This window comes from Paremcibacter congregatus, assembly GCF_006385135.1.
Lineage (GTDB): Bacteria > Pseudomonadota > Alphaproteobacteria > Sphingomonadales > Emcibacteraceae > Paremcibacter > Paremcibacter congregatus.
In genome coordinates, this window is the sequence record NZ_CP041025.1 from 3,929,668 (window position 1) to 3,951,141 (window position 21,474).

A 21,474-nucleotide genomic window follows, 5' to 3' on the forward strand; every position below is an offset into this window, starting at 1 on the left:
ATTTAAAAGATGTATTTAATATACTTGTTATTGACTCATAATTGATGCATGTCAAATACTTCTTTCTTGAAATATGCAACCCTTTGCAACTTAAACAGAATATCGCTCCAGAAATCCTTGTTAGATGCCATTAACTAACATATAATATGCATCTTTATGAAATTTATGGCTATTTCTCCATGCACCTGACATATCACACCGATTACGCATTACGGCTACTCATGTTATTGGCCGTTGAGGACGCCAGGCTTCACACCATTGCGGAAATTGCCCGCCGCTATGGCGTATCCCGTAATCACATGATGAAAATTTCACGCACTCTTGTGGCAGCAGGCTTCATTACCCCGGTCCGGGGACGAAATGGCGGCTTAAAACTGGCCGCACCGGCAGAGAAAATAAACCTCGGGGCAGTAATCTCGGTTACAGAAGATAATTTCAACTTGGTAGAATGTTTTGACGCTGAGAGAAACAGTTGTGTCATTTCAGCCAACTGCGGCTTAAGAAACCCTTTAAGACACGCGCTTCAGGCCTTCCTGGAAACTTTAAGGAAATATACTCTTCAGGATCTGATCACCATTCCAGGATCTTATAAGGATCTCAGAACCTTATTCGGGACCGAGATCGCGCCTTAGCTATTGCAATGGGCTTGTCATGTATGGATACCTCCTGATTTGCAAGGATTTTTTCACTGATAGCTTTAGGTTTGCAGTCATGTATCTGACCTATTATAGGCGGATTCCATCAAGGCCAGCGATACAAGTTGTCGCGTAAACAGGCCGGATACATGATAAAACTCTTTAAAAAAAATAATTAAGGCCGATATAATAATAGCCCCCGCTTACCCCATAAACACTGTGATTATCGGATCTGACGCCATGCTTATCATAAAGCGCCTCTCTCAAGGGCGGCCTTTTATTCAGCATATTACGTCCACCCATATAAATATCCATGCGATCAGTCAAGGCGTATAACGCCTGGAAATCCAGTAATACAGCAGGCTTTCGTACCAGAAACGGCGCACCTTCAACAACCCCGCGCCGTTTCCAGCCCCCATAATACGTGGCCCGGGTCACAAGTCGAACCGGTCCCGCCTGATGGGTCAGCGAAAGGTTACCGTTCCAATGGGGAATACCTTCTTCAAATTCATATTTCTTACTCTCGGAAAAAACCTGCCGGGCGGCCTCCGTTCGTAAAATTTGCTGGTTATAATTGAGGCTGAAGCTGATTTCTGTCGCATGGGCATTCTGCCAGAAGACCTCATAGGTAGTCACCATGTCCGCCCCACGCACCCGGGTATCCAGCTTGTTCTGAAAGAACCTCACTTCCTGAATATCCTGACCATTCGGATAACCGATGGCCGCCAGCTGTTCCCGCTGATCTGCAGTCGTCGGAATCGTATCCAGTAAGAGCAACCGGTCATCCACGTCAATCTGATAAAAATCCAGGGTAAAGGTCAAACCATTATCAAATTGCGCGACAATACCTCCCGACAAATTGAAAGAGGTTTCCGGCTTCAACGGAACGGCGCCAAAAATTCTGGCGGCTTCAGACCCCAACACCAGAACCGCATCAAGAATAAAATCTCCCTGAAGATTCATTTGAGACGTTTGACTGGTGCCAAATAATTGCCCCACGGCCGGGGCCCTAAAACCCGAACTGATCGCCCCTCTGAGCGCCAGAGAATTATTGAGTTCAAGTCGGGATGTCAAACGATAGCTGAAATTATCCCCAAAAACGTTATAATCCTCATATCTGCCGGCGATAGCCACCGACCAACCTTCCGTCACATCCGTTTCAAAATCCAGATACATGCTATAGCTTCCCGTGCCAAAGGTGCCGGCAATATCCGGGCTGTATCCCTGAAATCCATTTGAACCGACAGGCAGGTCCCTGAGCGGTCCAATGGCGTAAGACGCGGGATCTCCTTCTCCGATGCGGTAAGATTCATGGCGGTAACTTGTTCCAGCCGACAAAGTGACATCACTGAAAAACACCGTTTGGGCCAGATTATATAAGACACCCGCCTCAATCTGATATTCTCTCTGGTGCAATGACCCCGGCATAAAGGAGGTCGGCGACATGCTCCCCATCGACGGATTAATCGTATTCCAGAGATGATATTTCACTTTATTTTCGCCCCACCGAAACGAAACATCCCCCTGAATAGACGTGCCGTTGTCAAATTTCAGCCCCGCCACCTGGCTAAAATCCGTTTGAAGTCCGCTAAAACGTGGCGTAAAGCCTCCGGGATAAATCGTTTTCAAGTCAAATGCTTCCGGGTGCGCCGCCGTACCGTCATATTGTGATTTAGCATAGGCCGCATGAGCCCCCAGACCACCACCCGCCAAGGACTGGCGGTAGAAAAAATTAATGGCGCTTTCCGACCGCATGTAATTACCAAAGAAATAAAGCGAAAACTGATCTCCCAGCCGCACGCCTCCGTTCCAGGCCGTTTTCAAGGCCTCATAGGACGGCTCTCCGATATTTGTCGCGGGCCAGGGCACCCCCGATACCCCGGCCTCGCGCAAGGCCTGGGCCCCTGCATGAATGTCACTTGATCGGGTTTGTTCCTGCCGGGTATATTGAACACTCAGGTTCAGGAAACCGGCATCGCTCACTGGCACACCCATGTTGGCCTGGGTATCAAAGGTCAGCCCCCCGCCTTGATAATATTGACCAATATGCGTTGCAACTTCCCCACCTTCGGCAGTATCCTTCAACGCCATATTAACCACGCCTGCAATGGCATCCGACCCATATAAGGCTGACGCACCGTCGCGTAATATTTCAATATCTTTAATGGCGATCAACGGAATAACATTAAAATCCGACCCCTGAGAACCGGATGTGGTGGCGTGTCCCGTACCGATCATCACCGTCGCAGAACGGTGTCGCCTTTTGCCGTTCATCAGCAGCAACACGTGATCAGCTGGCGAACTGCGCATGGTAATCGGACGCACAAATGAGGCTCCGTCGTTCAGACTAAGCCGTTTGGCATTAAAGGATGGAATTAGAGTACGAAAAGCATCCGTCATATCCACATATCCCGTCTCTGTAACCATATCGGGCTGAAGGATATCAATCGGAATAGCGCTGTCAGTAATGGTGCGGCCGCTACGACGAGTACCAATCGTAATAATTTCATCAAACCGGCGAGGCGGAAAGGATTTTGCTATGATGCTCTCGTCCGTCCCGTTTTCCGGCTGTACCGCGAACGGAGAAGCCACAGTCTTTTCTTTCAGAATAACCGTATCATCAGCATTCATAATATAGACAAGATCACTGCCCGCCAGTAAATGGTCCAGTACACTCTCCAGCGTATAATTACCATAGATCTCCTGAGGAACCGTTTTATCAACCATAATTTCCGGAAAAAAGAAAATCTGGACGTTCGCCGTTTTCGCCACCATGAAAATATTTTTTTCAAGCGAGCCAGGCATCAGGCGGAAATGAAACTTTCGGTCAGAGGCCTGAACAACACAGGATAGAACGCCACAGGCCAAAATAACACTAAAGGTTAAAAAAAACTTGTTACTCCGTATGGCCACCATAGGAAAAAGAATAAAATTAAACATCTATCCCGCTTTCTCCAACTCATTTCAGCGCCTGAAAAACTGTAACAAAAATGACATTTTTTCCCTGTTACTACAATATAAATGATTCTGAACTTGGGGATAAAATGGAAAAAAATGAAAAAAATGATGTCGCATTATTTTGAATGTCCCGTTTTATAAACATCAGATATACTGGGGCTAATCGATACAGGAAGGGATGCAATCATTAAGTGTTGATAAAAAGTAATATGCGCGTACCCACCGAACAAACGATCCAAAACAGGCAGCGCCGCGATCAGATGTTTTGCAGCGAGCGTGCTTATGTGGAAAGAATATTTTTAAAATATAAAAAAGATATTCACCGTTACCTGAAATCTATGGTGTCCTCTGAAGAAGACGCCCATGATCTACTGCAGGAAACCTACCTCAAGGTTTGCAGCAGAGAAGATATTGGTCGTCTGGATCAGAATATAAAGGGGTATTTATTCGTCGTCGCGAGCAACCTGGCGAAAGATTTTATCCGCAAAAAAGCCACCCGACAGGAACAACGGCATGTTCCTTTAAACAGTGTTGAATTGATCTCACGGGAAGCTTCCCCCGAAAATATGGCTGAATGGCGGGAGAGCCTCGACTGTATTAAAGCGACCCTGCTCACCCTTGACGATCGCTGCAAGCAAATTTTTATCATGCGCCGTTTCATGGGATATAGTACAACCGATATCGCGGCAGTTTTTAAAGTGTCCAAACGCACCATAGAAAGAGATCTTCTTATTGCCTTTGAGCATATTAAAAACGATTTGCAAGAGCATAAATATTATGATGACTAAGTTTTTAGAACAGATTACTTCTTTTATCCGCCCGGATGGGAAGACGGATGAACGCTTCCCCTCTGCCCCTCGCCGTCCCCTTAAAGACGCGCTGGACATGCCATCCTGTCTCACGGATGATCGCTCGGGAAAGTCTGATCTGGATGCAGACTATGACACTTTCATCTGGAATATGTCGAAAGAACTGGAACAGGACCCAGACCTGAAAAACCTGATGGCTCAGTATCAATCCGAAATTGCCGCATCGTCGGAAAAGGCCCCAGTGAAACAACCCGCTCGGAAGTGGAAAGGAAGCTTCTGGCTGATGCCCACATCACTGGCTGCCGCCGTAATCACCGTCGTTATGGGGACCTATTTTTACAGCGCATCTCCCACCATGACGTTATATGACACTCCGGTCGGTCAACAACGGACCGTCACACTGGGTGATAAATCCGTGATTACCCTGAACACCGATTCCGCGGTTCGGGTTGCCTATACTGATCAGGTGCGGGAATTGCACCTGGACAAAGGCGAGGCAATCTTTACCGTTGCAAAAGACCCGAACCGGCCTTTTTATGTCCATACCGGTGCAGGTATCGTGCGCGCGATCGGAACGGAATTTAATATCCTGATTGACCCTGACAATACAGGCAAAGTTATCGTATCCGTGCTTGAAGGACGCATCAGCATTAATGATGAGACCTCGCCTTCTCCCCGAATTATACTGCCCATACTGAAGGCAGGCGAAGAAATTTCTCTGGCGCAAGAACTCTCCCCTCTGGACATTAAATCACTTGATACAGCAAGAATAAATGGATGGCGCGCCGGGCAAATTGTTTTTCATGATGTTGACCTCGCCAAAGCCATCAAGGATCACAACCGCTACGCCAAAACCAAAATCGTCCTGAACGACAACAGTTTCGCAACCCGCAAAATCAGCGGCACTTTTCGTATCGGAGACACCACAGCTCTTATTTTTGCGCTCCAGAATTTACTCAATGTTGACGTCGAACAACAGGAGGGCAAGCTTTTGCTGAAGAAGCGCGGCGTCTGATCGCCGCCTTCCGATAAAAAGAATGTCGCACGCGCCCCCTTGATGCGTTTTATAATTTGGGAAGATGACCCTTTCCTATAATTAATAATTCAAAAAGAGAGTGCTCATGACAAAATTTCTAAGCATGCTGACGTTACTGTCGGTGTTTACCATCACCGCATCTGTGGCCGGTGAAAAATCATATCAGGCAACCTCCCTTCTGGGGGAAAAACTCTACAGCATCCTGCCGGATCCGGATGATAAAGATAATAAACTGGTTCAGGATCTGAATGCGGCCAAGGCGAAATATGACGCCGACCCGATGAATGCCGATAATATCATTTGGTATGGGCGTAGAACGGCCTACACCGGAAATTTCCGCAAAGCGATCACAATCTTTTCCGAAGGCATCGAAAAACATCCGGAAGACGCCCGTTTCTACCGCCATCGTGGTCATCGTTATATCACCATACGGGAATTTGATCATGCCATCGCCGATTTCGAAAAAGCCGTCAGACTAATGGAAGGTACAGAAAACTTCATGGAACCGGACGGGGCCCCCAATAAATATAATATTCCGGTTTCCAGCCATAAAGGCAACATCTGGTATCATCTCGGTCTGGCCTACTATCTAAAGCAGGATTGGGAAAATGCGCTGCGGGCCTATCGCAATGGATATAATACCGGCAACAATGCTGATAATCTCGTCTCGACCTCTCATTGGAAATATATGATCCTGCGCCGGATGGGCAAAGAAAAAGAAGCCCTTGCTGAATTGGCCCCGATTCGTGCCGATATGAAAATCCTGGAAAATGATTATTATCACCGCCTGTGTCTTTTCTATAAGGGTGAAATTTTAGAGGCAGAAATGTTCGCCGACAAAAAAGACAGTATTCAGAACTCCGGTGCGTCTTACGGTCAAGCCAACTGGTATCTTTATAACGGCAAAAAGAAAAAAGCCGTCAAGATGATGGAAGATTTTGTATCCACCAGCAAAATATGGGGCGCGTTTGGCTATATTGCCGCCGAAGCCGATCTGGCTTCGTTTAAATAAAATACACATAACTACGTGACATGCATAAGGGAGGCAGTATGAAAAAAACAGAATGGACGTCCACAACGAGCTTTATTCTGGCATCGGTCGGCGGCGCAGTCGGACTGGCCAATGTCTGGAAGTTCCCCTCAACCGTAGGCGCCAATGGCGGGGGAGCGTTTATTCTGATTTATTTTCTTGCTGTCACCTTTATTGCCGCCCCGATTTTAATCGGTGAACTCATGATTGGGCGGTCTTCCGGCAAAAGCCCGGTCATGGCCTGCCTGGATGCCGCCCGCGCCAGCAACCTCAGCAGTCGATGGCGGTATTTGGGGTATATGGGCATTTCCGCCTGTTTTATCGTCCTGACGTATTACAGCGTCATTGCTGGCTGGACCATTGATTACGCCATACAGTCTTTCCGCGGACATCTCCTCGGCCTGGACGCTCCCGCCGCCCAAAACGCCTATAACGCGGTCTTGGCCGATCCCCGCCGCATGACCCTGTTTCACACCATCTTTATGACCTTGACGGCTCTGGTCGTCAGTGGAGGCCTGAAGGGCGGCATTGAGAAGTTCACCAATTTCGCCATGCCGTTGTTTTTCAGCCTGTTGATCGGCATGATGATCTATTCCGCCATGACGGGCGCCTTCAGTCAGGCCCTGCATTTTATGTTCGTGCCGGATTTCGCAAAAATCACCCCGATGGTTGTCCTCAATGCCATTGGCCAGGCTTTCTTCTCTATCGGCATCGGCTTTTGTTTCATGATGATGTATGGCGCATATATGAGAAAAGAAACCAATATTCCCCGCACCAGTTACATGATTGCCTATGCCGACATGCTGGTCGCTGTAATCGCCGGCCTCGCCATCTTCCCGATGGTGTTCCTTTATGGTCTGAATGCCGGTGAAGGCGCAGGGTTAATCTTTGTCACACTCGCGGTGGTTTTTGGCACGATGGATGGTGGACAGATCGTGGGTGGACTTTTTTTCTGCCTGATGATGTTTGCCGGCCTCACTTCCTCCATCGCTTTGCTGGAACCGGTCGTACATCATTTTGTCGATCGATATGGCTGGGCCCGCAAGAAAGTAACACTTGTCACCGGCCTCATCGCCTGGTCCATTGGCCTGTTGATGATTTTCTCCTACAATATTATGAGTGACTTCAAGCCGTTGTTTTTCATCTCTTATCTCGCCGATAAAAACCTGCTGGATCTGATGGACTTTATTGTCACCAATCTGATCCTTCCTATTGGCGCAATACTGATTTGCATTCTGGTGGGATGGCTTATTTCACGAGATATCATCAAAGTTGAATTGTCTTTTCAAAACAATCTTGTCGCCCGGCTATGGAATTTCTCCATTCGCTTTGTAGCCCCGATCTTCTTGCTGGTAATCCTGGTCTATGGTCTCACCTGAACCTAAAAAAGGCGATCACATGTCTCTGTGATCGCCTTTTTTATTTTAGGGGAAACTCGGTCTGTCAGTTTTGTGACCTGACCAGTTCAACCTCCGCCGGCCAAAAGCCAAATGGACTGTCCTGAATAATTTCTTTCTGCAACTCCGCCGCTTTAGCCGCCTGCCCATCAAAATGATACTTCATGGACAGGGCAAATTTGACCAGCGCATGAGAGTCTCTTCGGGCATCCTCTTCCGTGATATACCCCTGCAACAGTAAAACCCCTTTATGATAATGCGTATTTTCAATCAGGTCCAACTGCTGCGGGATAGCGTTAATCATGGCTTCCGCCGCCTCATGTTGCCCCAGTTTACGTAGCGCCATATAGCGCCAATACCCATTCGATACCAGATAGTCATCCCGGGCAAATAATACAGGGGATGTCAGCGCCTGATCCATTTCCACCAGCATGGTTTCATAATCCCCAACCGCGAAACTGGCTTGCCCGAGATAATAGTGAATATTGGTATGATAGGTCCCAATGGTCAGCCCCAATGCATTGGGGATACCATCCGGCTCGAAGCTATCCGGATGATCTGCCATCAGAAGAATCGCCTGGCGGTAATCGGCCAACGCCCGTTCGAATTGACGCGTCCGCACCAGGTGACGACCCCGGAATCGCAGTAGCTTGTAACTGTCAGGAAATTTTTCCAGCCCCTGGCTGAATATCTCGATCGCTGTCAGATACTGCCCCAAATAACCATACCGACGTCCCAGCCATAAATAGGAGTCCTCCCGGTCGGGCGCGAGATCAAAAGCCGCCTGAGCAATTTCCAGATCCAGCAATAGCCGGGCTTTTGTAGCCTCTGACCATGCCGGTTCCCGTAGCGGCGTGCCGATCAAGGTTGTCTGTTCCGCGAAGGGCGGCTCAGAAAACACTAGCGTTTCCGTCCCCCCACAGGACATCATCACCAAACAAACCCCGGTCAAGGCCGTCATTTTAAGTGTGCGACGCACCCGCCGCCGGCCCATTGCTTTCTGTAACTGCATCCTGTGCGCCCCTATCCAATCACGGTTTCATAAAGCCGGTACAAATTCTGCCCCATGACCTTTTCCAGTTGATCTTCCGTCAGGCCCCGCTTGTGCAGACCATCCCAGATCACTTCCATCCGGCGCGGACCGTTGAGTTCTTCGAAGTATAATGGCCAATGGGCATCATTGAAATTTGCCCCTTCTTCGGCTCTTAATTCTGCAATATATTCGGGTGTCATATTCACCCGGCGATGGTCCCGGTCACTGCCGATCGCCACATGATCAATGCCCGCAACCTTGATGGCATGCAAAATATGATCAAAATAGACCGGCAAGGCGTCCTTCTTTTTATCCGTCATAAAAGGACGCATCTGGCAAATCCCGACAACGCCGCCTTTTTGCGCCATCGCCTTCAGATTCTCGTCAGTGGTATTGCGTTCATTGTCGTTCAGGGCCTTGCAGCAGGTATGGGAAATGACTACGGGTTCTTTTGACGCCTTGATACTGTCCGCCATAGTCTGCATCCCAGCATGAGACAAATCAATTAACATTCTGACATCGTTCATTTTTTCGACCAACTCATGACCAAAAACCGTCAAGCCGGAACCGTGTTTTTCCTTGCATCCCGCCCCGGCCCAATTCTGGTAATTATACGTCACCTGACTGGAGCGCATGCCCAGGTCATAAAAAACATCCACATTATCCAGATCGCGACCAAACTGGGTCGAATTCTGCGCCAGATAGAAAACCGATAACTTGTCTTGTTTTTGAGCCGTAAGAATATCCGCGGCGCGCTCCCCCTTGATAAACAAGTCCGGGTGAGCCTCTAGGTACGCGTTATACTCCAAGATTCCCTGGATGGCCGATTGATAGGCATCCTGTTCAAATGTTTTCGGATCACATAAAGTTATTGCAATGGAATTCATGCCACTGTCCAGTATCTCCCGGATCAGCGCCTTGCTGTATACAGACCGTATTTCCCCCATCGCATCAATCACGAGTGCGGATTGAGACGAAAGCTTTTTTGCGGCAAATGCTGGTCGCGAGGACAATCCCAGCCCGGCCAATGCCGTCCCCGCCGCGACCCCCAGCGTAAATGTGCGTCTATTGATCATCATTATCTCCCATTCTCTCTATAAATAAAAAAAGGAGTGGCTTTCACCACTCCTTGAAGTTCTACGGATTCTTAAAAATTATATTTCATACCGGCATAGTAATAGCCGCCGCTGAGCCCAAATACGGCATGGTTGTCGTATTTGATGCCCAATGGGTCAAAGATGGCGGCTTCCCGTCCTTTGGGATATTTGTCGAAAATATTCCGTCCCCCGAGGTGGGCGCTAAGGTTTTCATTCACCTGATAAGTAACCTGAACATCCATCAGGATTTCAGCATCTCGCGGCAAATAAAGGTCTGCGGCAATGCCCCGGCGTTTCCAGGCACCGTAATAAACACCGCGCACCATCAGATCAAAATCACCCACATGATGTGTAACGGTCAAATTACCGTTCCAGCTCGGAATGCCTTCTTCAAACTCGATCACTTTCCCAGGAGAGAAAATGCCCGTCGGGTCACTCCTCAAAATCTGCTGGTTGTAATTCACCGCCAGATTGAAATCGGTTGAACTGTCACTGTCTGCCCAGTCAAGGGCATATGTGGTCACGAGATCAAACCCACGCACCCTGGTATCCAGTCTGTTCTGGAAGAAGCGCACTTGCTGCACAGATGCCCCATTCGGGAAGTTCATTGCCACCAACGCATCCCTGTCGGCCTGGGTGGTGTTGATGGAATCATTTAGCAACAACCGGTCATCGACGTCAATCTGGTAGAAATCCAGAGTCACCGCCAGCCCGATATCCGTGGTCATCACCAGACCGGCCGACATATTAAAGGAAGTTTCCGGCTTTAATTGGGTTGAGCCAAAGACCTGCGCTGCCGGGGACCCAGGGATCAACACCGCATCAAGAATGAAATCACCGGTCAACGTCAACTGCGAGGTTTGGCTCGCGCCAAACTGCTGTCCCCCGGCTGGCGCGCGGAAACCGGTACTGATCGCCCCGCGTACAGCAAAATAGTCACTCACATCGAATTTACTGGCGACTTTATAGCTGAAGTTGTCGCCGAAGGCCTCGTAGTCTTCATACCGCACCGCAGCGGACGCCACCCATTTTTCAGTGATATCGGCCTCTAGTTCCATATAAACCGCGTAACTGTGTGATGAAAATGTCCCGGCAATATCCGGACTAAACCCTTGGAAACCATTCGAGCCAACCAACAGGTCACGCAAGGGACCCGCTGTGTAGGACGCCAGTTCTCCTGCCCCGATGCTATAGGCTTCATCACGGTAGGTCACGCCGCCAAACACTGTCAGATCACTGTAAAAAATGTTGTTCTTCACATCATAGGATGCTTCAGCATTCAGTTGATATTCCCGTTGCGCCAGTGATCCGGGCTTAAAGGATGTCGGAGATGCGGCCCCCAAAGACGGATTGATTGTCCCGGAAATGCCGTAATCCACATCATTCTTGCCCCACCGGAAGGATAGATCCCAATTTAACCCGTCTTCTTCCTCGTTTTTGACCCCAATCACTGAGCTGAAGTCCTTCTGTTTTCCACTAAACGCCGGCGTAAAGCCCCCTGGATAAATCGTAGTGAGATCAAAAACATCAGGATAAGCCGCAGTTTGATCAAAATTTGAATCCGCAAAGGCCGCATGTGCTCTCCGGCCACCGCCATCCACGGATTGGCGATATCCAAAAACAACCGTACTGTCGGCTTTCATATAATTCCCGAAGAAATACAGATCCATCGTATCATTCAATTTCAAACCACCATTCCAGGCGGTTTTAATCGCTTCATATTCAGGTTCGCCGGTGCTGGTTGCCGGGGTTGGTACGCCCTGAACGCCAGCCTCTCTCAACGCCTGCGCGCCCACATGGGTGCCCACGCGCTGGGTTTTGTTCTGGTTGTTATATTGTGCGCTCAAATTGATGAAACCATTGGCAGACAAGGGCAACCCAAGATTGGCCTGCAGATCAAAGGTTTCACCGTCGCCTTCATAGAACTGACCGGCATGGGCGGTAACCGACCCGCCTTCATTGGCGTCTTTCAACGTCATGTTGATCACCCCGGCGATGGCGTCGGAACCATATTGAGCAGCGGCCCCATCCCGGAGAACCTCGACAGATTTAAAAGCGATGGATGGAATGGTATTAAAATCCTGGCCTTGGGATCCGGAAGTCGTCGCATGCCCCGTACCGATCTGAACCGTCGCGGAACGATGTCGGCGCTGGCCATTCATCAACAACAGGATATGATCTGGCGGCGAACTGCGCAACGTCACCGGACGCACAAAGGACGATCCGTCATTGCCGTGCAACCGTTTAGCGTTAAAACCCGGGATAAGTGTCCGTAAGGCTGTGTTCAAATCCGTATAGCCGGTGCTTTCGATGGCTTTCGGCTGCAAAATGTCGATGGCGACGGCACTGTCGGTAACCGTGCGACCGGCACGCCGGGTGCCAATGGTAACGATCTCGTCAATTGCGGCCATTTCGCCTGCGGCGGCATCCTCTTCCGCCATGGCCTGATATGAAACAGATGCCATACCAAGCATAGACACTGATGTGAGTAATAATAACGTGTTCTTCATAATTTCTCCCTTAAACAATAATTTTCTTCTAGGCCTATTTATTCACGGGAACACCCCCGTGACCCTCAAAGCCTTTATCCATCTGCCGGATACAGAAAGTCCGTATACGGCCTAAAGCGATGAACAGAAATAAAACGAAGAAGAGATAAATTTGCGACATAAGACGTGTCGGGACATTTTCAAATTAAACCATTGCGGCTCATTGGCCAGCGAATTACTCTGGCCTAAGAAGTTATCAATATGATAATTTCGAAAACTCGCCGGGAATTTTCTATCTGGCGATCTTGATGTATATTAAATACCTATTATCGTTACGGCATATGGAAGATTTTATGTTTGAAGGGGTATGACTCGCGAAGCAGACGGAACGTCAAATCTGCCACAAGACAATTCGTCTCTGGTCGAACCGCTTAGGCGAGTTTGTCATGTGACCATCCCTTTTCAATTTTCCTGATTGGAATTACTATTTGTTTTTAAAGTTAGCGCAATGCGAAAACCATTTTTCACCGCCAGAAAACCATTCCGGCTGTCCTGAATTCGCCCTCCCATCCCAAACATAACATTTTTAGTAGAGAGCCCCTCGCCTTCAAATTCTTCGGGATTTCTTCCAAGGAAACCACATTTATGCCATCCGCTTGCAACACCCTGATATAATCTGGCAACACACGATAACCTTTACTGTTTACCCTACTACCAAACTTATCCATCAAGGAACATATGACTTTTCAACGATTCTAGCAGGGTCAGGCCTCACCACCAAGCGTGTGCCAAAGTTTCCGGCCTGCTGCTTGATCAATTCCTTCAGGTTTTCCCCTTCCCGCAACCAGCTGGTCATGATGCTATGTTCAGAAGCAGGCAAAGAAAAACCGGCCATATCCACATGACAATAATGTTGCCCCGCACGAAGAGCAGCGATGGTATCCGTTCTCCGGAAATTAATCAGATGTGCAAGTCCCCCCAATCCAGATCTTTACTCAGAGAGCACCCCCGGCTGCCAAAATCATGCAGCATGAAAGGTAGATATATCAGTAGCCCGAGGCGAATGTCACGGGCTACCAATATATTCAATAGACTTGAGATGTTAGAATGTAGCTTTAGCGCCTAAGTAAAAATACCGACCAATCGCATCATAGGCACTGGAGGTATCTGATCCGGCATTAGAGGACGATGTCCCTGTGGGCAGATAAGGGGCCTTGGTATTAAAGACGTTATTGATCCCGCCATAAACTTCATAAGCCTGATCATCGCCGAACGCATAACGGATCTGCATATTATTATAGATCTTGGCGCCAATATTATTCAGATCATAATCCGGCTCGCTGGCTTCGGCACGGGCATTATGCACAGACAGGCTGTCATAAATCTGACCGAGATAATTGACCTTCCAGGCAACGGTCAGTGGACCATTCACATAAGTGATATTCAGGTTACCCTTGTTTTTATAATTGGCGGAACCACCAAGGTCACCCAATTGATCCACAACGGAGCCGTCAGATGTTTGCAGTTCACTACTCAATGTCCGGACATAATAGAGGCCAAAGTTGAGATCGCCTTCGTCAAGATCCATCGTGTAATTGACTTTGAAATCTATGCCGGACACCAGCTGATAACCCTGGTTGGCCGGTCCGTCATTGATGAATTCCAGATGCCCGCTCAGGCCACCAGCGGAATTTCGCGCCCGACGGGTGATCTGGTCGCAGTAGATGTTATCCAGACTGGCACTCTCGTAACATTTGTCCAGAATGAGCTGGCGTCCGGTGAATTGAATGGCGTTGTCGACTTTGATCCGGAAATAATCAACTGAGGCCGTCAAGCCTTCAATGGCGGAGGGGGTGATCACCGCTCCCACCGTAATGGTTTTCGCCGTTTCCTCATTGAGATTTGGATTGCCGACATTGTAGCCTGACACGTCAAATCTTTCAAAAGACCCTACAACAAAGGGGCCTGCATCGACCGCCGCCGCGAGCACGGGATCCAGAAGGCAGGCCTTCTGCGCCGGGTTATTGGAGGTCGGGGTTACGCCATTACAAGGATCATTGATGTCCGGGAAAGTCTGCCCCGCCCCAGCAAAGAGATCATTGATATTTGGTGCCCGGGTAGACTTTGCGTAAACCGCCCGAAAACGGAGATCATCAATTGGAGCCCATTCCCCGCCAACCTTCCAGCTACTGACACCGCCGATTGTGCTGTAATCCGCATAACGGAACGCCGCTTCCAATCCAAGATATTGTGCAAAACTCACGCCTTCGACTAGAGGAACATTGGTTTCTGCATAAAATTCAGTGACGTTAAATTTGCCAACCGTATTCGCCACTTTATTGCCCCCCGTCAAACCGGCAACAACCAGAGGGTCATTGATGGTTTCGCTGGATTCTCTGCGGTGTTCAATACCTGCTGCAAAACCTACATCCCCGCCCGGCAAAGTGAACAGGGCACTATTGGTGACACCTGCCGTGATCACCTGCTGTGTAATGGTTGCCTGAAGGTTGGTGTCGGCGCTGACATAGGCGAGAGCTTCAGGAGAAATCGAACCTTTGCCCCAAATATTCATCGGCACACAGCCCAGGCCGCGGGCGCGTTCATCGGCACAGCGTACGCCACCCGGATTGGTCGGGTCGGCTTCTGTATTGAGAGACTGGACCGCCAGATCAATATTCATTTCGCCACTGAAAGTTTGTTTTTGAGTTGTCCGCCCATAGGAATAGTTGGCATCCCAAGACCACTGGTCGTTAATCTCGCCCTTGAGACCAAGCAAAATGCGCATGGTGCGGCGGGAGTTGACCGCCTGACGGCCATCATTTTCCAAGAAACGGCGGCGAAATCCCAGCTCTGTTACCCCATTGGCCACGGCATCATCCCGGATGGCTTGCGGAATAAGCGGATTGGAGATCGGAATACCCCCAAATTTCAGGAAGCCGGTATCAAAATAGAAGGGCTCCAATTTTGCGTCCGTATTCACTTGGGCAAACATCAGTTCGCTATAGAGCGTGACATCTTCACGGATATCATAATGCGAGTTGCCAGACACCAGAATGCGTTCTGTGGGAATAGAGATCGTGCGATAGGGGCTGCGGTCAAAACCGTCCCGGTCCCCATCATACTCATTCACCAGCGTGCCGGACGGATCATATGTCCAAGGATCGCCACCGGCAAAGAAGAGCCCCTGAGGTACATATGAGCTGTGATTTGGGTCATAAATGGTATTGTCGGTGATGTCATACCAATGGTCTTTAATGCCACGGGCGCTTGATTTAACCCCATATTCCTTGTTGTAGGCGAAATGCAGGGTGGCGTTCCCCTTGTCATCATTGAAATTGCCGCCCATGGTCAGGGTGGTTTTCAATTTGTCGCCGTCGCCTTTTTCCGACAGGCCATATTGAGCGTCAATAGCGACACCGGAAAAATCATCTTTCAGGATGAAATTGACCACGCCAGCCACCGCGTCAGAGCCATACACCGCCGAGGCGCCTCCGGTGATAACCTCAACCCGTTCAATCAGGTCCGTGGGCACCGTATTTAAATCTACGGCGGAAGACCCCGGCTGCCCGGCAATATAACGCCGCCCGTTAACCAGCACCAAAGTTCGCGCCGAACCGAGATTGCGCAGATTGATGGTATTCAGGCCGGAATTCTGGATGAGGCGTGATGAATTGGCGCTGCTCAGGCCAGACAGGCCGACCGAGGGCAGTTCGCGCATCAGGTCGGCAACATTATTGGTGCCGCTGACCTTCAGGGCTTCCGAATCCAGGGTAGTGACCGGTGTCGGTGTGGACAGGTTGCCGCGCTTGATACGGGACCCAGTGACGACAACTTCTTCGAATGTCGAGGCGTCGTCCGTGGCATCCTGGGCAAAAGCCTGGGGGCTGGAGGGTATGGCCGCCATCAAAGCAAGTATTGAGACGCCGGTGATGAATTTCTTCTGATGATAGAAAGATATTTCCATGTGTTGATTCTCCCTTTGGTGTTTTTAACAAGAGCCGGGCCAAGACTATCGGCCACGCAAATCTCTCCCAAGGATTGTCCCTCAGATTTAGAAATAAAGATTTTGATTGAGGATAAAAAAATTATGAATGCCGCATTATCTTCGAAAAAGACGGCAAAAGACCAACTTTTCAGCCACTATTCATTAGAGGGTCACCGGGTATATATGATAAGTTATTTATGAAAAATAAGAGAGTAAGCTCATCACTCCCCGGAATTTAACCACATATGTAGTAAGGCTGGGACACATGTTATTAAATGAAATGAATTGCATCACGGACGTGATCAGTAACTTCCTGCAATCCGATCTATATACCAGTGGGGACGACAATTTTTATAAACTCAACATGTTGCCCTACGATTGCCCGAACTCGGTTCGCATCAATTTTAATAACAGCATTGCCAACGGCTATTGGGATATCCTCAAACTGACCAATGATATCCTGGTCTATATTGTCGATAATAAATATGCGTCTGATTTTGTTTACCCCTATATCTCGCAACGGGATCATATGGTGTTTCGGTTTGTTTTATCCGGTGAAATGGTGATCTGCTCCAGTCAATCGCAAAATATTACGCTTGATGGGCCGAGCGTGAATTATTTTTCCTCGTCTAAATCGGTGAAAAACCAGATCATTTATACAAAAGGCAGCGACCACAAGATGATCACGCTGTATATTTCCCGCCAGAAAATCAAGCAGCTCCTGATGCCATCATCGAATGATGAAAGTGCCTTGATAGGCAGCCTGTTTAATACAGAGGGGCTCAGCGGGTGCAATTTAATGTTGATCCCGGAAATTCGCAACATCATCACCGAGATTTTTGTGACTCAGTTCTTCGGGCCGCTGCGACAGGTCTATATTACCGCCAAAATCCAGGAATTACTCTGTTACACCATTAAATATATCAGCTCCAACCGCTTATCGAGTGGCAAGCTGGAAAATATCATTGGTCTGCGAGATCAGCAGAAGATCAAGCAAGTTTTTGACATTCTCAATGCGCACTATCTGATGCCGCCAACCATCGACAATCTGTCGCGTGAAGTGGGCTTGAACCGGACAAACTTGCGTAAATTCTTCAAGACCATTCATGGCCAGACAATTTATGATTTTTGCAAGAATAAACGCATGGTTGAAGCCAAATCTCGCCTGTTACATTCCAATATGAATATTACTCAGCTGTCACAATATCTCGGCTACAACCATTCGGCCAATTTCACCTTGGCGTTCAAGAATTTCTATGGTGTGCTGCCCAAAGACATCAAAAAACAATCTCATTGAGCCATATCAGAAGATCCGCCCGCGTGAAATTACTTTGCCGTTCACTATAATGAGGTTGCTAATCATAATTTTTGCGCCGTCATTCATGGTACCAGTTCAATATCTCCCGACAAGACACTTCACATGAGAGACGTTGATTATGGCGATCCCAAAAGAAACAACAAATACCCTGCGCGGCTTTTACCCTCTGATTGATCCCTACAAAACAGAATATCTTTCTGTTTCCCCGCTGCATAGCCTTTTCATACAGCAATCAGGCAATCCGGAAGGTCAACCTGTGCTCTACCTTCATGGCGGACCCGGCATGGGGTCTTCTGCGGGACACCGGCGTTATTTTGACCCCGCGAAATACCGGATTATCCAGTTCGACCAACGTGGTGCGGGCAAGAGCCTCCCGCACGCCTGCCTGATCGAGAATACCACCTGGGATCTGGTGGAGGATATCGAGCGCATCCGGGTCGCCTTAGGGATCGTCCACTGGCATGTGTTCGGTGGATCTTGGGGCAGTACATTGGCAATTGCCTATGCTGCACGTTATCCGACACATGTCACCGCACTCGGTCTGAGAGGGATATTTTTATGCCGGAAAAAAGAACTGGCCTGGATGTATCAGGAAGGGGCGAACTATGTTTATCCGGACCAGTGGGAGAAATATTCGGCTCCCATTCCAGAACATCAGCGTCATGACTATATCAGCGCATATTACCGTCAACTGACCTCAGCTGATCCTGCGGTTCAGAAACGCGCCGCTCGGGCCTGGACGGAATGGGAACTCGCCATGATGAACATGATACCATCTGAAAATGCGCCTGCGTCAGTTTCCGATGACTTTTTATTGGCGGCGGCCCGCATTGAATGCCATTATTTCTATCACAATATCTTTAGTGACGATGACGCAGCTCTTTTGGCAAGCGTCGAGAAATTGCGCCATATCCCCGCAGTGATGGTCCAGGGGCGCCATGACATGGTTTGTCCACCGATCACAGCCTGGGAGGTTCACAAAGCCTGGCCCGAAGCCGAACTTCATATCATCGCGGATGCCTGTCACGGCTTTGATGAACCGGGAATTGTTCATGCCCTGGTCACGGCAGCTGATGCCTTCCTTGCACCTGAAATATCCGCTCTACATATAAGCCACCGGAGATAAAAACTCTGGCGGCTTATGTATATGTCTGGATAAGGCCTATTTCTTGGGCATGACGGTGCTATGCCTCTTTAGGCCGGTCACCGCACCTTGTGCATTTCTCAGGAAATCCACGTTTTCAGCTTCTGTGCCATCTCCCCGCAAACGGACAAAGCGATCGCCCTCGACATGTTTGAGCTTATCCATTGACTTCATGGGATTATCTGACCTGAGCGAAACCGTAATCAAATATTCACCCCAGGGCATGATATACCTTTCATCATCCCAAGGCTGTGTATCATAGGTCCCTTCAAAGTCAGAGAGATAGGCATTGTCGTCCGTACCGTCTTTCTTATCCGCGGCTTTTTTCAGGACAGGCCCGAGAATAGAACTCATCCGGTCGATGACCTGAGCCGGGTCGACACCGGCCGCGTTGATCAGGGCGACACCCCCCGTGTGTTTGGCCGGATCAAGAAAAATTTGAGTCCGGTAGCCCGGACAGGCGCCACCATGGCCAACCAACGTCCCGCCATCATTGTTTTTGATCGAAAAGCCGAGACCAAAAGCGAAGTGCCATCCATTAATGACGCTGTGAGGCCGTTGCATTTCCCGCAGAGTATTATGGTCCAGGACCTTGTCGCCTTCGCCTTCACGTAATTTCAACTGCCACATGGTGAATTTCGCAAGGTCACGGGCACTGGAGGTAAAACCGGCCGCGGGCGCGATGGCCTCGGCATTGAAATAAGGGATCTCGTCGCGCCTGTTGTTTCGGGTCGGGGCGCCATAGCCGACAGCGAGCTCTTTCCCATGTTTGGCTTGCGACATTTCACTGTATGTATTGGTCAAGCCCAGGGGATCCAAAACATTCTGCCGCACATAGGCATGGTAATCCTGACCGCTGACATTGGCAACGACCTCACCCGCCAAAGTGAGACCCAGATTACTATATTGAAAATGCTCCCAGGCCCGATAAAGCGTTTCCTGACCCTGCGTAATTTCGATGGCTTTTTTGCGGGAAGGAAAGGGGAAACCTTCCGATCCAGACCAGTAGGGCGTGTCCACTTCCCGTGGTAAGCCACTTGAATGACTGAGAATACTCTCAATAGAGACGGTGTCAGACAGGGGGTATTTCTGTTTGATGGCATACCAGTCAAGATGTTTCCCTACAGGGTCACGGAGGGAAAGCTTGCCCGCATCGCGCAACTGCAAAACAGATATGCTGGTAAAGAGTTTCGAGATTGAGCATATGCTGTAAAGCGTATCCGGGGTGGCTTTGACCTTCTTGGCCCGATTGGCGTAACCAAAGGAATTTTCATAAACTATTGTTTGATCATCGACAAAGGCCACAGAAAGGCTGGGCCAATCGTTATAATCGACCTGAGCCGCGAGCCAAACGTCAAGCAGGCGTTTGGCTTCTTCCAAGGACTGGGCAGACAGAGTGGTCGGGGTTGTCACAACAGACAACCCGACAAGACTTGATATGATAAAATCCCTCACTGAACTTCTCTCCCTTTATGTTTTGTCTTGTTAAGTCTAGGGGATCGCCAGATTTCAGTCAATCAATCTGGCGCAACACTGCCAAAATCATAAAATATAATGCTTGTTTTATGCCTGCTGCGCAGGTCCCACGACATGTGACAGGCCTCTCAAAAATATTCTAATTTGCCTTAATTAATGCGGCTATAAAGGAAGGGACGCTTGCGGAGACGGGTATTCAAACCTATTCCTTCGAGTTCACCGCCGTAAAGCTGATTTTCACGTTGCAAATGCGTTGGTCTTGACAGCCCTTCGAAAGAGCTGGTCCCAGAAAATAGGACAATATGTTAAGCTCCAAACTTTGATCCAGGTGGCTCACTTGAATGAGTAGAACATATGAGGACTTTCTGCCGGATACATTACTGGAAATAAAATAGGCAAATAGTAAAAAAATCCCTAAAAATCAAACTGTTGCCAAACATGAGACCCCCAATTAGTTTGACGAACCGGCATAGTCGAAAAACCTGAACAGGCCGATTCAACGACCTTCAGGTTTTTTGCCGTTTTTGTGCTAGAACCGTGCTAGGTGTAAAATCAATGGCTTAGCGGAATATAAAGAGAATATATGGGGAATGTATTTTATACTATTTTAAATTATATGTTATAAAACAAATAGTTAAGAATGGTTGCGGGGGTAGGATTTGAACCTACGACCTTCAGGTTATGAGCCTGATGGGGTATATGGTAAACCATTGTAAATAAACGATATAAAACAAAAATAATATTTTCCGTGCTAGAAACCGTGCTAGCTCTGAGCAGCCTCAAATACAAAATAAATTCAGAAAAATGGATATTTTTACAAAAAAATTTTGATTACGGCAAAAATCTGGTTAGATGCCCTTAAGACTTACAAAAGGAACTGGACGTTTCACAATCGTCCGCACAATTGAGTTCACCGAGCACAGCAACGCGCTACATCATCGGCGGCATAACGCCAATATAGAAATTGGCTATGCAATCCAGAGCCGCTTAACTGGTTCTACTTCTGAAGTCCCCTAAAAAGGGGGGTATTACCACACTACCTTTATCTGAATCAATTTCACTGAATA

The 21,474-nt window shown here is 48.6% G+C and carries 14 protein-coding genes; 7 read left to right on the forward strand and 7 right to left on the reverse strand.

Annotation, left to right across the window (positions count from 1 at the left end; translation table 11 throughout):
* Window positions 1–179: 179 nt before the first annotated feature.
* Window positions 180–632 (forward strand): Rrf2 family transcriptional regulator, encoded by a 453-nt coding sequence (locus FIV45_RS17225; protein ID WP_099473114.1) that lies wholly within the window; start codon window positions 180–182, stop codon window positions 630–632.
* A gap of 165 nt (window positions 633–797) precedes the next feature.
* Here the strand turns inward: FIV45_RS17225 and FIV45_RS17230 are convergent, their stop codons facing one another.
* A complete protein-coding gene (locus FIV45_RS17230) occupies window positions 798–3,410 on the reverse strand; it encodes a TonB-dependent receptor (protein ID WP_181040105.1) in 2,613 nt (870 codons plus the stop codon).
* Window positions 3,411–3,802: 392 nt separating this feature from the next.
* Here FIV45_RS17230 and FIV45_RS17235 point away from each other — a divergent pair, with 392 nt between their 5' ends.
* The 4 genes from FIV45_RS17235 to FIV45_RS17250 all read left to right on the forward strand — a co-directional run bounded on the left by FIV45_RS17235 (window position 3,803) and on the right by FIV45_RS17250 (window position 7,847).
* On the forward strand, window positions 3,803–4,381 hold the full coding sequence (locus tag FIV45_RS17235; RefSeq protein ID WP_099472957.1) for an RNA polymerase sigma factor: 579 nt from the start codon (window positions 3,803–3,805) through the stop codon (window positions 4,379–4,381).
* Window positions 4,374–5,417 (forward strand): FecR family protein, encoded by a 1,044-nt coding sequence (locus tag FIV45_RS17240; RefSeq protein WP_181040106.1) that lies wholly within the window; start codon window positions 4,374–4,376, stop codon window positions 5,415–5,417. The genes FIV45_RS17235 and FIV45_RS17240 overlap by 8 nt, the downstream gene beginning before the upstream one ends.
* 106 nt (window positions 5,418–5,523) lie before the next feature.
* Entirely contained in the window at window positions 5,524–6,450 is a 927-nt protein-coding gene (locus FIV45_RS17245) for a tetratricopeptide repeat protein (RefSeq protein WP_099472960.1), read from the forward strand.
* Between the two features lie 38 nt (window positions 6,451–6,488).
* Entirely contained in the window at window positions 6,489–7,847 is a 1,359-nt protein-coding gene (locus FIV45_RS17250; RefSeq protein ID WP_165777012.1) for a sodium-dependent transporter, read from the forward strand.
* Between the two features lie 64 nt (window positions 7,848–7,911).
* Here FIV45_RS17250 and FIV45_RS17255 read toward each other — a convergent pair whose 3' ends face one another.
* The 5 genes from FIV45_RS17255 to FIV45_RS17280 form a co-directional block, all read right to left on the reverse strand.
* Window positions 7,912–8,877: a tetratricopeptide repeat protein gene (locus tag FIV45_RS17255; protein ID WP_133118580.1), complete on the reverse strand. Its 966-nt coding sequence runs from the start codon at window positions 8,875–8,877 to the stop codon at window positions 7,912–7,914.
* An 11-nt stretch (window positions 8,878–8,888) separates the two neighbouring features.
* Complete coding sequence (locus FIV45_RS17260; protein WP_181040107.1) at window positions 8,889–9,974, reverse strand: dipeptidase; 1,086 nt, start codon at window positions 9,972–9,974, stop codon at window positions 8,889–8,891.
* 71 nt (window positions 9,975–10,045) lie between these two features.
* Complete coding sequence (locus tag FIV45_RS17265) at window positions 10,046–12,505, reverse strand: TonB-dependent receptor plug domain-containing protein (RefSeq protein WP_099472968.1); 2,460 nt, start codon at window positions 12,503–12,505, stop codon at window positions 10,046–10,048.
* 706 nt (window positions 12,506–13,211) lie between these two features.
* Window positions 13,212–13,466 carry a hypothetical protein gene (locus tag FIV45_RS17275; protein WP_099472971.1) on the reverse strand — a complete coding sequence of 85 codons (255 nt, stop codon included), beginning with the start codon at window positions 13,464–13,466 and terminating at the stop codon, window positions 13,212–13,214.
* Window positions 13,467–13,586: 120 nt separating this feature from the next.
* Window positions 13,587–16,448 (reverse strand): TonB-dependent receptor plug domain-containing protein, encoded by a 2,862-nt coding sequence (locus FIV45_RS17280; RefSeq protein ID WP_099472973.1) that lies wholly within the window; start codon window positions 16,446–16,448, stop codon window positions 13,587–13,589.
* A gap of 286 nt (window positions 16,449–16,734) precedes the next feature.
* On the opposite strand from FIV45_RS17280, the gene FIV45_RS17285 reads away from it, so the two are divergent.
* Window positions 16,735–17,766, forward strand: a complete 1,032-nt coding sequence (locus FIV45_RS17285) for a helix-turn-helix domain-containing protein (protein ID WP_099472975.1) — start codon at window positions 16,735–16,737, stop codon at window positions 17,764–17,766.
* A 139-nt stretch (window positions 17,767–17,905) separates the two neighbouring features.
* Window positions 17,906–18,913: a prolyl aminopeptidase gene (pip, locus tag FIV45_RS17290; RefSeq protein WP_099472977.1), complete on the forward strand. Its 1,008-nt coding sequence runs from the start codon at window positions 17,906–17,908 to the stop codon at window positions 18,911–18,913.
* 36 nt (window positions 18,914–18,949) lie between these two features.
* On the opposite strand, the gene FIV45_RS17295 is transcribed toward pip, so the two are convergent.
* On the reverse strand, window positions 18,950–20,386 hold the full coding sequence (locus FIV45_RS17295; protein ID WP_099472978.1) for a serine hydrolase domain-containing protein: 1,437 nt from the start codon (window positions 20,384–20,386) through the stop codon (window positions 18,950–18,952).
* Between the last annotated feature and the right edge of the window lie 1,088 nt (window positions 20,387–21,474).

Excerpts from the sequence above, each read along its gene's own strand:
- FIV45_RS17225 (WP_099473114.1), top strand. The coding sequence starts at position 180 with ATGCACCTGACATATCACACCGATTACGCATTACGGCTACTCATGTTA.
- pip (WP_099472977.1), top strand. The coding sequence starts at position 17,906 with ATGGCGATCCCAAAAGAAACAACAAATACCCTGCGCGGCTTTTACCCT.
- FIV45_RS17265 (WP_099472968.1), bottom strand. The coding sequence starts at position 12,505 with ATGAAGAACACGTTATTATTACTCACATCAGTGTCTATGCTTGGTATG.
- FIV45_RS17255 (WP_133118580.1), bottom strand. The coding sequence starts at position 8,877 with ATGCAGTTACAGAAAGCAATGGGCCGGCGGCGGGTGCGTCGCACACTT.
- FIV45_RS17285 (WP_099472975.1), top strand. The coding sequence starts at position 16,735 with ATGTTATTAAATGAAATGAATTGCATCACGGACGTGATCAGTAACTTC.
- FIV45_RS17250 (WP_165777012.1), top strand. The coding sequence starts at position 6,489 with ATGAAAAAAACAGAATGGACGTCCACAACGAGCTTTATTCTGGCATCG.
- FIV45_RS17245 (WP_099472960.1), top strand. The coding sequence starts at position 5,524 with ATGACAAAATTTCTAAGCATGCTGACGTTACTGTCGGTGTTTACCATC.
- FIV45_RS17235 (WP_099472957.1), top strand. The coding sequence starts at position 3,803 with ATGCGCGTACCCACCGAACAAACGATCCAAAACAGGCAGCGCCGCGAT.
- FIV45_RS17230 (WP_181040105.1), bottom strand. The coding sequence starts at position 3,410 with ATGGTGGCGAAAACGGCGAACGTCCAGATTTTCTTTTTTCCGGAAATT.
- FIV45_RS17280 (WP_099472973.1), bottom strand. The coding sequence starts at position 16,448 with ATGGAAATATCTTTCTATCATCAGAAGAAATTCATCACCGGCGTCTCA.
- FIV45_RS17260 (WP_181040107.1), bottom strand. The coding sequence starts at position 9,974 with ATGATCAATAGACGCACATTTACGCTGGGGGTCGCGGCGGGGACGGCA.
- FIV45_RS17240 (WP_181040106.1), top strand. The coding sequence starts at position 4,374 with ATGACTAAGTTTTTAGAACAGATTACTTCTTTTATCCGCCCGGATGGG.